10 protein-coding genes and 1 pseudogene are annotated in these 10,316 nt (G+C 68.2%); 5 read left to right on the top strand and 6 right to left on the bottom strand.

Annotated elements, in window-relative coordinates; genetic code table 11:
* The first annotated feature begins 583 nt into the window (after window positions 1–583).
* From AAHM41_RS21315 to AAHM41_RS21300, 4 genes and pseudogenes are all read left to right on the top strand, one after another.
* A complete protein-coding gene (locus AAHM41_RS21315; RefSeq protein WP_342238591.1) occupies window positions 584–1,516 on the top strand; it encodes a 1-phosphofructokinase family hexose kinase in 933 nt (310 codons plus the stop codon).
* A 137-nt stretch (window positions 1,517–1,653) separates the two neighbouring features.
* A pseudogene (locus AAHM41_RS21310) lies at window positions 1,654–2,691 on the top strand (nitrilase-related carbon-nitrogen hydrolase); the annotation flags it as partial.
* Window positions 2,692–2,761: 70 nt separating this feature from the next.
* Window positions 2,762–3,736: an NAD(+) synthase gene (locus AAHM41_RS21305; protein WP_342238590.1), complete on the top strand. Its 975-nt coding sequence runs from the start codon at window positions 2,762–2,764 to the stop codon at window positions 3,734–3,736.
* Between the two features lie 144 nt (window positions 3,737–3,880).
* On the top strand, window positions 3,881–4,333 hold the full coding sequence (locus tag AAHM41_RS21300; protein ID WP_342238589.1) for a hypothetical protein: 453 nt from the start codon (window positions 3,881–3,883) through the stop codon (window positions 4,331–4,333).
* 5 nt (window positions 4,334–4,338) lie between these two features.
* On the opposite strand, the gene AAHM41_RS21295 is transcribed toward AAHM41_RS21300, so the two are convergent.
* From AAHM41_RS21295 to AAHM41_RS21285, 3 genes are read right to left on the bottom strand one after another with little or no spacing between them, the layout of a single operon-like run.
* Entirely contained in the window at window positions 4,339–4,743 is a 405-nt protein-coding gene (locus AAHM41_RS21295; protein ID WP_342238588.1) for a DUF3775 domain-containing protein, read from the bottom strand.
* A 25-nt stretch (window positions 4,744–4,768) separates the two neighbouring features.
* Entirely contained in the window at window positions 4,769–5,206 is a 438-nt protein-coding gene (locus AAHM41_RS21290; RefSeq protein WP_342238587.1) for a universal stress protein, read from the bottom strand.
* A 58-nt stretch (window positions 5,207–5,264) separates the two neighbouring features.
* Window positions 5,265–5,837 carry a Spy/CpxP family protein refolding chaperone gene (locus AAHM41_RS21285; protein ID WP_342238586.1) on the bottom strand — a complete coding sequence of 191 codons (573 nt, stop codon included), beginning with the start codon at window positions 5,835–5,837 and terminating at the stop codon, window positions 5,265–5,267.
* A gap of 170 nt (window positions 5,838–6,007) precedes the next feature.
* On the opposite strand from AAHM41_RS21285, the gene AAHM41_RS21280 reads away from it, so the two are divergent.
* Window positions 6,008–6,826 (top strand): universal stress protein, encoded by an 819-nt coding sequence (locus tag AAHM41_RS21280; protein WP_342238585.1) that lies wholly within the window; start codon window positions 6,008–6,010, stop codon window positions 6,824–6,826.
* Between the two features lie 18 nt (window positions 6,827–6,844).
* Here AAHM41_RS21280 and AAHM41_RS21275 read toward each other — a convergent pair whose 3' ends face one another.
* Genes AAHM41_RS21275 through polX form a run of 3 tightly spaced genes read right to left on the bottom strand, consistent with a single transcriptional unit; the run spans window position 6,845 to window position 10,314 of the window.
* Window positions 6,845–8,191 (bottom strand): nicotinate phosphoribosyltransferase, encoded by a 1,347-nt coding sequence (locus AAHM41_RS21275; RefSeq protein WP_342238584.1) that lies wholly within the window; start codon window positions 8,189–8,191, stop codon window positions 6,845–6,847.
* A gap of 15 nt (window positions 8,192–8,206) precedes the next feature.
* The gene (locus AAHM41_RS21270; RefSeq protein WP_342238583.1) at window positions 8,207–8,479 is read right to left on the bottom strand and encodes a hypothetical protein; all 273 of its coding nucleotides are present in this window, start codon (window positions 8,477–8,479) and stop codon (window positions 8,207–8,209) included.
* Between the two features lie 44 nt (window positions 8,480–8,523).
* Window positions 8,524–10,314: a DNA polymerase/3'-5' exonuclease PolX gene (polX, locus tag AAHM41_RS21265; protein WP_342238582.1), complete on the bottom strand. Its 1,791-nt coding sequence runs from the start codon at window positions 10,312–10,314 to the stop codon at window positions 8,524–8,526.
* Between the last annotated feature and the right edge of the window lie 2 nt (window positions 10,315–10,316).

Raw genomic sequence — 10,316 nt, 5'->3', positions numbered from 1 at the left:
GACGACCTGAGCGCCGTCGCCGCCAGAGTGCAGCCTTTGCGCCGCGACGAGGCGAAGCCCAAGGCGATCGCCGCCATCGTGGCTCCCCCGTGATGGCATGGCCCGGGTCACGGGGGGAACCCCTTGCCCCGCCGGCACGGTCATGATCGGCGGGAGGCGCCTGGATCTCACTCGCGACACAGGCTCACGAGATCGTCCGCCTGAGGACGGGAAAGCCGCCCGTCAGGTGCGGATATCGAACGTCCGCGCACGGAAACGGCCGTTTGCCAGCACCGGCCGGCAAACGTCGAGGAACCGTGCCGGGGAGATACAGCACGCGCCATGACGAGACTGAAATGAGCCCTCGTATCCGGGTGCCGCGATCCTATGCCTTTCCGTCCCTCTTCCTCATCCGGTTCCGTGCGTACGGATATTGCGTACCGTCCCCGGCTGGAGGCCTCGTCCTGGCCGGTCTGCGGCCCGTGCCGGCAGCCTGCCCTGTTGATCCGCGTCAAACCGGCCCGGAGGGTTGGCGGCTATCGTGTGGAAGACGGGCTTCCAGCGGCATGACCCAAAAGCTCCCGTCGGATCGAAGCGGAGTGCCATGAGCCCGATCGTCTGCCTCACACCCAACCCCGCGCTCGACGTCACCACCGCCGTCGCCGAGCTCGTGGACCAGCACAAGATGCGGTGCGATCCGGGCGAGGAGCAGCCGGGCGGCGGAGGCATCAACGTTGCCCGTGTCGTCTGCCGGCTGGGAGGCAACGCCATCGCCCTCTACCCGGTGGGCGGCCCCTATGGCGAGCGGCTCAGCATCCTCCTGGATGCCGAACGCGTGCCGAGGCAGAGCGTGCCGATCAGCGCCCCCACGCGCTTCAGCTTCATCGTCCGCGACAAGGCCGGCGGCCGCCAGTACCGGTTCGTGCTGCCGGGACCGGCAGTCTCGGCCTCCGAAGGCGCGGAGATTCTCGCGCGCTTCGGCCGCCTCGTCTCGGACGGGACGATTGCGGTCGGCAGCGGCAGCCTGCCGCCCGGCCTGGCCGAGGACTTCTACGGCCAGGCGGCGCGCATCGCTGCCCAGCGGCATGGCCGGTTCGTCCTCGACACGTCGGGCGGCGCTCTTGCCGCCGCGCTGCAGCACGGCGTCTATCTGGTCAAGCCGAGCCTGCGGGAACTCGAAACGGTCGCGGGAAGACCGCTCGGCTCACCCGAAGCCGCAGTCGCGTTCTCGCGGGAACTCGTCGCCCGTCGCGCCGCGGAGATCGTGGTGGTCTCAATGGGAGCGGCCGGCGCCATCCTGGTGGCGGAGCGGACCGTCAGACACCAGCCGGCTGTAGAGGTGACCGTGGGCGGCACCGTCGGCGCCGGCGACAGCCTCGTCGGAGGAATGCTGGCGGCGATCTCCCGCGGGTGGCCGATCGAGGACGCGTTCGGATACGGGGTGGCGGCCGCCGGGGCCTCTCTTCTCGCCCCCGGAACCAAGCTCTGCGACCGCGCGACGACTGATCGGATCTACGGGACATTGACGGCCCTGTGACGTATCCCCCGCGGGAGCTCGGCGCCCGAGCCTCGTATCTTGACCTGCATCAAGACGGCCGGATCGGCTCGGGCGGATTCTGGGGCCAGCCCTCTCGACACAGAGTCACGGATGACGAAACGGAGCCTGATCGAGCCATGTCCGACGACCGCATGCCTTTCCGCTCGATCTACGCCCACGGCCTTGTGCGGGCCGCAGTTTGTACACCGCAGCTCGCTATCGCCTCACCGGCGAAGAACCTGGCCTCCACGCTGGATCTCGCCCGCCAGGCCGACACACATCGGGCAGCGATCGCGGTCTTCCCTGAGCTGGGGCTGTCCGCCTATTCGAACGATGACCTCTTCCTCCAGGACGCGCTCCTCGATGCCGTGGAAGCCGGGATCGCCGAGCTCATCGCGGCCAGCCGGACGCTCGGCCCGGTCATCGTCGCGGGAGCCCCGCTGCGCCACGAGGCGAAGCTGTTCAACTGCGCCCTTGTCATTCACCGCGGCCGCATTCTCGGCGTGGTGCCGAAGACATATCTGCCGAACTACCGCGAGTTCTACGAGAAGCGGCAGTTCACCTCCGGTGATGCCGCCGTCTCCCGTACCATCGCGATCCGGGGCGACGAGGTGCCGTTCGGCCGGGATCTGGTCTTCGCCGCGACCGACCATGACGGCCTCGCGATCCATGTCGAGATCTGCGAAGACCTTTGGGTGCCGATCCCGCCCAGCACCGATGCAGCGCTCGCCGGCGCCACGGTCCTGGTCAATCTCTCCGCCAGCAACGCCACCATCGGCAAGGCGGACTACCGGCGGCTGCTGTGCGCCTCGCAATCCGGCCGCTGCATCGCGGCATATCTCTACTCCGCGGCCGGACCGGGCGAGTCGACCACGGATCTCGCCTGGGACGGACACGCGCTGATCTACGAGAACGCCGAACTCCTGGCCGAGGGCGAGCGCTTTCCGGAAGGATCCCGGCTCCTTCTCGCCGATCTCGATCTCGACCGCCTGCGTCAGGATCGGATGCGGACGACCAGCTTCAACGACTGCGCCGCGACGCATCGCGATCGCCTCTCGGCACTGCGGCGGATTCCGTTCCGTCTCGATCCGCCCAGCGGCGAAGTGTCGACCATCCGGCGGGTCGATCGCTTCCCCTTCGTGCCCGCCGACCCGGCGCGGCGCGACGAGCGTTGCCGCGAGGCCTACGCAATTCAAGTCCAGGGACTGTCCCAACGGCTCCGGGCGACAAGGCATCGGCAAGGTCGTGATCGGTGTCTCGGGCGGGCTCGATTCCGCCCAGGCCCTGCTCGTCACGGCGAAGGCCGTCGACGAGCTCAGCCTGACCCGCCGCGACATCCTGGGCTTCAGCCTGCCGGGTTTCGCGAGCAGCCGCAGAACCCAGGAAAATGCCCAGAGGCTGATGGCGGCGCTGGGCGTGACCGCCGCCGAGATCGACATAAGGCCTTCGGCACGGCAGATGCTGAAGGACATCGACCATCCCTTCGCTCGCGGCGAGGCGGTCCACGACATCACTTTCGAGAACGTCCAGGCGGGGGAGCGAACCTCGCACCTCTTCCGTCTCGCCAATCTCCACGGCGCGATCGTGATCGGAACCAGCGACCTGTCCGAGCTGGCGCTCGGCTACACGACCTACGGCGTCGGCGATCACATGTCGCACTATGCCGTCAACGTCTCGGTACCGAAGACCCTGATCCGCCATCTTGTCCGTTGGTCGGCAGAGACCGGGGCCTTCGGTGACGACGCCCGGGGCGCGCTGCGGTCGATCCTCGACACCCCGATCTCGCCGGAGCTGGTGCCCGGCAGCGGCGACGTCCCCTCGCAGCTGGCGGAAGAAACCGTCGGGCCCTATGAGCTCCAGGACTTCAACCTCTACTATCTCAGCCGATACGGCTATCGGCCGAGCAAGGTCGCCTTCCTGGCAGAATGTGCCTGGCGAACGATCGATGCCGGCGACTGGCCCGACTGGGTGCCGGCCGGCGAGCGCCGGGAATACGACCTGGCAACGATCCTGAAGTGGCTGGAGCTGTTCCTCGTCCGGTTCTTCCAGTCGAGCCAGTTCAAGCGGTCGGCAATGCCCAACGGACCGAAGATCGGGTCGGGCGGGTCCCTGTCGCCGCGCGGCGACTGGCGGGCACCGAGCGATGCCGGGGCCCGGACCTGGGTGTGTGAGCTGCACCGCAATGTCCCCGATCCGGGGACCGCGGCCGGGCGGGATTGATCCCGCTCGAGGATGATGCGGACGGTGCCGCGCCTACCCCCGCGCCATCGCCCGATATCGATCCGGTGGGACATTGATGCCAGTCAATTCTCCGTCTCCCGGGACGGCAAAAATTTGCTCTCGGCCGCATTTTGGGAGGGTTCGATGAGCCGCCGGCTGCTCGCTGCTTGTCTTCTGGGATTCGTCCTCGTCATCCTTTCGGGGCTTCTATACTTGGCGATCGCCGTCGGCCTCGCGGAAGGCTGGAGGTATGCCTGGGTAGCTTGGACGATCGCCGGCCTTCTCGCGGCGCTGATCTCCTTCGGCGCCAGGATGGAGCGGGGCGCCTGGGCGTGGCTCTGTTTGGTCAACGGCCTGGTTAGTGTCGGTATCCTGGCTACAGTGCTGGTGGTGGCCCGCAGGGGATCGGCGGCAACGGTTCCCGACGCGGCGCCTCTTCCCTCGCCTCTGCCTGACGCCGGAATCTCGACCGCGAGCGCCTTCCGGTTCGCCGTCGCCTCTGGCCTGCTCGGACTCGTCGTCACGGTCCTCGCCGCAGGCTTCCTGGTCGCGGCTTATCTGCTCATGCGAGGCAAAGACCATCCGCCGCCTCGGTGACGGCCCTACATGTGCCCGATCTCGAACTCTTCCAGCGAATAGCCGAGCTGGCTAAGGCCTTCGGCGATGAAGTCACCGAGAAGAGGCGTGCCGACAAGATAGCTCGTCTCCCGCTCGTCATGCAGGTCTCTTGCCTGGTCCAGCGCCTCGGGCCACTCCTCGCGCGTGACATCGCCGCGCCCGAGCCAGACCAGGGCGAGCAGCTCGACGCGTTCCTCGTCGCTCAGCGAGTCGATCGCATCGACCAGCTCCGTATAGGTCGGATTGTCCGGCGTATCCTCGAGGATGTCGCGGCTGCCGTCGTCCGACGGGTTCGAGCCCGAGCCGTCGTCGACCGGAGGCACCTCGGCGTCGAACTCCCGCGCCTTTGCGACGATGTAGGCAAGCTTCTCGAGAGAGATCGTGATCATGGATGTGCCTCCAGCCGAGGACAGATCAACGGAACACAAGGACCGGGATCTTGGAGTGCGTCAGCACCTTCTGGGTCTCGCTGCCGAGCACCAATGCAGAGACGCCCCGACGCCCGTGGGACGCCATCGCGATCAGGTCGCAGTCCCGTTCCGTGGCGACGTCGATGATGGCGCTGTACGGATGCTCGTCCTCGACGACGACCGGCTCGCAGGGCACGCCCAGCTCCCGCGCCAGGGTCATGCCTCCCGTCAGGAGATCATGGCCCCGTTGCTGCATGGCGACGGCGTAGTCCGCCTCGGTCGCCGATATCTGGATAGGCCTGAGGCTGAAGACGTGGAATGGCTCAGTGACCATCACCAGCGTGGCCCTGGCGTGGAAAGCCGCGGCCAGGCGAAGGCCGCGATCGACGGCGCGCTCGGCCAGCGGCGACCCGTCCGTCGGGATCAAGATGTGTTTGAACAAGTGCGCCTCCAATCTGCGGGGTCCGGCCGCTCCGTCCGGTCGCCGTTCGGCCGCGCGTCTAGTCCTCGTCCTCACCGTCTCCCCAGCCCATGGCGCTGTCGAGGCGGCTCTTCTGGTCGTCGCTCAGCTGGCCGTAGAAGGCATCGAGGACGGGGTAGATCATGGCGAAGGCCAGGAGCATCGCCTCGACCTCCCTGGGCAACTCCTCCGGTTCGTCCGATGGACCGGCCCGGCAGGCCGCGCGCATCGTCTCCTGCGCCTCCTGCACGGCCAGTTCGAGCGCATCGAAGGATGCGCGCTGGCCTTCGGTCGGCTTCACGATCTCCTTGATCCAGGCCAGGTCTCGGGTGGCGGCGTCGCCCAGCCAGTAGCCGCACACCGCCATGCCATGCGGATCCCGGGTGACTTCGGTGCGATCACCGAGGCCGACCGGCGCATCGACGGACGCGGCCGCGATCGACGTGCCGCCCAACACCGCTGCCGCGGCCAAGACCGCCGACCGCAGCAACGCGACGATGTCTCGGATCGACATGGCGGTTCCTCCGGCGACGCTCTGCCTGCATGCAGACCGTGCCGGGACACTGTTCCAGCCGGTGCCGATCTCGTCCTTGACCTGGATCAAGACCGCCACGGCCGTATGCTCCCGGCGCCGACGCGGCTATCCGGAATGGGGGCGACAATCAAGGCCCCGTTTGATCCCGATCAAGGAATCGGGACCGGGAAGCTCCGATGGTTGGGCATGCGGAGACGGCCGCGCACCCGCCGGCGCTGTCCTCGCCCCGGACCTCAGGAGGTGAGACCATGCCATATCGCGATGTCCTGGTTCACGTCGGCAGCGAGGACACCCCCGCCCTTGCCGCTGCGATCGACTTTGCCCGTCGCCAGGATGCCCGGCTGATCGGACTCGGCGTCCGCCGGGACGTCTGGGTCGGCCTCGTCGGCATGGAGGCGCTTCCAGCTTCGGCGATCGAGGCGCTGGAGCGCGCCAACGACCAGGATCTCGCCGAAGCGAAGCGTCGGTTCGAGGCGACGATCGAGCGCTATGGCTATGCCGGGCACAGCGAATGGCGGTCCGACCGCGGCGACCTCATCGACACCGTCGCGATCCACGGGCGCTATGCCGACGTCATCGTGGTCGACCAGAGCAACCCGGAACGAGAGCCCACCTCCTTCGGGCTGGCGCCGGAACTGGCCCTGACCGGTGGAAGGCCGGTCCTCATCATTCCTCGTGCCGGCGCGGCGACCGTCCCGTGCGAGCACATCGTTGTCGCCTGGAACGCAAGCCGAGAAGCCGCGCGTGCGGTCGCCGACGCCATGCCGCTGCTGCAGCGCGCGCGACAGGTCGACGTCCTGGCGGTCACGCCGCCGAAGCGAGATCAGATCCCGGGCATGGATATCGCACGACATCTGACGAGCCATGATGTCCGCGCCGATGTCGTGATTCGCGAGGCCCCCGACCCGGACGTCCCGACCGAGATCCTGAACTTCATCGCCGACCGAGGCGCGGACCTGCTGGTGATGGGATGCTACGGACACGCCCGTTTCCACGAGATGATCTTCGGCGGCGTCACGCGGTCGATCCTGCGCTCCATGACCGTGCCGGTGCTGATGTCGCACTGAGCCGGCAGGCCCGCTCCCTCATCGCGGCAGGGGCGGGTCCCGGCGATCGCAGGCCTCGGCCAGCCTTTGCAGTCCGTCGCTGATCCGGACGGGAGGCGCCGCCACCCCCAGCCCCCGGAGGGATGCAGGCAGGGAGGCGAGCGCGCCGGCCGCGCGCTGCCGTGCCTCGGCCGGTGTCGGCAGGTGCGGCAGACGCCGCCCGCCGCGCATGACCGGCTGGAGCAAGGGCCGGCCGGCCTCCTGCTCCGCCTCCAGCGCGACGACGTCGCCTGCGATTGTCCCGCCGGCGTCGTACCGGCGCCAAACCTGCTTCCGGCCGAGCCAGGTCGCCTTCCCCTCCGACCGCTTCCGACGCGGCGTTCCGTCGTATTCCTGCAGCTTGTAGGCGCAGTCGAGGGCCGGTGCGTCGGAGGAGGTCGTCAGGCTGGTGCCGATCCCGTAGGCGTCGATCGGCACGGCCCGCGCTGTGAAGGCCAGGAGATCGTCCTCGTCCAGTCCGCCGCTGGCGAAGACCTGCACCTTGCCGAGCCCGCCGGCGTCGAGGATCGCCCGCACCCGCCTGGCGTGCTCGGCAAGGTCGCCGCTGTCGATCCTCACGCCGCGGACGATGACGCCGTTTCCCGCCAGGCGCGGCGCCAGCTCGACGACGCGCTGTACTCCGCGTTCGGTGTCGTAAGTGTCGATCAGGAGGACGAGGTCGCGCGGCCGCGCCCGGGCAAAGCGCTCGAACGCCAGGGTCTCGTCGTCATGGGCCTGGATGAAGGAGTGCGCCATGGTGCCGAAGGCGGGAATGCCGAAGCGCTGCTCGGCGAGCAGCGTGGCCGTGCCCGTGAAGCCCGCGAGATAGGCGGCCCGCGCCGCGAGCAGCCCGGCCTCGGCGCCGTGAGCACGGCGCAGGCCGAAATCCACCAGCCGCTTGCCGGGTGCTGCGAGCACCATGCGGGCAGCCTTGGACGCCACGATCGTCTGGAACTGCAGCAGATTGACCAGGCGGGTTTCGACCATCTGGGCCTCGGGAAGCGGCGCCGTCACGCGGATCACCGGCTCGTCGGGGAAGAAGACCGTGCCCTCCGGCATGGCGTCGACATCGCCGGAAAACCGGAAGCCGGCGAGATAATCGAGGAATCCGGCAGAGAAGCGGTCGATCTGCGCCAGATATCGCAGATCGTCCTCGCCGAAGCGCAGCCCTTCGAGATAGTCGAGGACCTGCTCGAGTCCGGCGGCCATCAGGAAGCCGCGCCGGGCCGGCAGCTCGCGGACGAAGAATTCGAACACCGCCGGGGCCGTCATGCCGTGCTCGAAATAGGCGGACATCATGGTGAACTGGTAGAGATCCAGGAGAAGCGGACTCTCCGACGCGACCATCGGTCTCCTCCAAGATCAGACGGGACCGCGTGAGCCCGATGAACCGATCGAAGAGTCGCACACTGCATCCCAGGGCGGGATAGGGATGCGGCGAAGTCCGCCGTCCCGCCGGCGGGCATGGAGCGAAACGTCATGACCGAGCGAGCGGCAGAAGCTGGCATCACGGCTCGCCGAGCGGAGGGCCTCGCGGCGGGTCTCGAAGCGGCCGGCCTCCATGTGCCCGGACACCACGGTCCACCCGTCGGGCCTCGGCTCGACCACATAGGCGAGATGGAAGATCTGGGACATATCACACCTTCTCGAGGCAACAGGATCTGCTGGAACTCGACACATCAGGCCGCAGTGGACGCGCCGACGGCAGGCTGTCCCGCCCTTTTCTCCTCAAGCAGCCGCAGGAGCGCCTCAAGTGATCGCGTGTTGACGACGTCGGCCGCTTCGATCCAGCCGCGCCGCGCCTGGGTGACGCCGTAAGCGAGATTGGCGAAGGCGCCGACCTGATGGGCGTCGGAGTCGATCGAGACCGGAACACCGGCGGCCTTCGCCCTCCGGCAGTCCACATCCCGCAGGTCGAGACGCTCCGGATCGCTGTTGATCTCGAGAATGACCCAGTGGGCGCGCGCCGCCCGGACGATCCGGTCCATGTCGACGTCATAGGCCTCGCGCTCTCCGATCAGCCGCCCCGTGGGGTGAGCCAGGATCGTCACCAGGTGATGGGCCAGGGCACGCTCGATCCGCCTCGTCTGCGCCTCCCGGTCGAGATGGAAGGCGCTGTGGACCGCCGCGACCACGAGGTCGAGCTCAGCCAGCACGCCGTCGGGCAGGTCGAGGGATCCGTTGGGAAGGATGTCAACCTCGATGCCCTTGAGGATGCGGATGCCGAGATCCTCCGCATTCAGGCGATCGATCTCCGCGATCTGCCGTCTCAATCCCGCAGAGTCGAGGCCGTGGGCCACGGTCAGGCGGCGGGAATGGTCGGTGATGGCAATATAGGAGAGCCCGCACGCCTTCGCCGCCAGGGCCATCTCGCGGATCGACGCGGTGCCGTCGGTGTAGGTGCTGTGGACATGAAGGTCGCCCTTGAGATCCTTCAGCCGGACAAGCTCGGGGAGCTTGCCCGCCGCGGCCGCCTCGATCTCCCCGAGGTTCTCCCGCAGCTCGGGTTCGATCGTGGGCAGGCCCACGGCGGCGAAGACCTCGGCCTCCGTCCCGCCGCCAATCCGCCGGCTCCCCCGGAACACGCCGTATTCATTGATCTTGAGCCCGCGCTCCCGCCCGCGCAGACGAACCGCGATGTTGTGGGCCTTCGATCCGGTGAAGTAGTGCAAGGCCGCCCCGAAGCTGTCCTCGGCCACGACCCTGAGATCGACCTGCAGCCCCGAACGGAGGAGCACCGTCGCGCGGGTCGTCCCGGACGCGCGAACCTCGGCGACTTCGCCATACCGGGTGAACCAGTCGAGGGCCGCCTTCCGGTCCGCGGCGGTGGCGAGGATGTCGAGATCCCCGACGGTCTCGAGCCCCCGGCGATAGCTGCCGGCGACCACGACCCGCGAAATCGTCGGCCCCCGTTCGAGATGAGCGACCAGCGGCCGCGCGGCGGTCATCGCCACCGACAGCGGGAAGCGGATGCTCTTCGACTGCCTTTCCTCAAGCATCCGAAGCAGGTACTGCTCGAGCCTGGCACCGAAGCGTGGCAGGCTGCGGATCCGGCCTTCAGCCGCGGCTTGGCGCAACCGGCCTATCGAGCGGATCTTCAGCCCGTCGACAAGCGCCCGGATGCGCTTCGGACCGAGCCCCGGGATGCGCATCAGGTTGAGCGAGACGGGCAGTGTCTTCGCCCGCAGATCGTCGAGCAGAGATGTCGTCCCGGTCGCGACCAGATCGCGGATCTTCCCGGCGAGGTCGTCGCCGATTCCCGGCAGCTCCGCCAGATCCTCCCCGCCAGCGATCATGTCCGACGCCTCCCGCCCATAGCGGCGAAGGAAGCGGGATGCGTTTCGATAGGCCCGGATCCGGAACTGGTTCGCGCCCTCGAGATCGAGCATGGTCGCGATGTCGTCGAATCTGTCCGCGATCTCGCTGTTCCGCGGCGGCGCGTGGCCCGCCGGCGTCGTCTTCTTGGCCACGG

It is taken from the genome of Inquilinus sp. OTU3971, from assembly GCF_038440215.1.
This window is presented reverse-complemented; position numbering and strand designations above follow the sequence as displayed.

Excerpts from the sequence above, each read along its gene's own strand:
- AAHM41_RS21315 (WP_342238591.1), top strand. The coding sequence starts at position 584 with ATGAGCCCGATCGTCTGCCTCACACCCAACCCCGCGCTCGACGTCACC.
- AAHM41_RS21300 (WP_342238589.1), top strand. The coding sequence starts at position 3,881 with ATGAGCCGCCGGCTGCTCGCTGCTTGTCTTCTGGGATTCGTCCTCGTC.
- AAHM41_RS21295 (WP_342238588.1), bottom strand. The coding sequence starts at position 4,743 with ATGATCACGATCTCTCTCGAGAAGCTTGCCTACATCGTCGCAAAGGCG.
- AAHM41_RS21280 (WP_342238585.1), top strand. The coding sequence starts at position 6,008 with ATGCCATATCGCGATGTCCTGGTTCACGTCGGCAGCGAGGACACCCCC.
- AAHM41_RS21275 (WP_342238584.1), bottom strand. The coding sequence starts at position 8,191 with ATGGTCGCGTCGGAGAGTCCGCTTCTCCTGGATCTCTACCAGTTCACC.
- AAHM41_RS21270 (WP_342238583.1), bottom strand. The coding sequence starts at position 8,479 with ATGTCCCAGATCTTCCATCTCGCCTATGTGGTCGAGCCGAGGCCCGAC.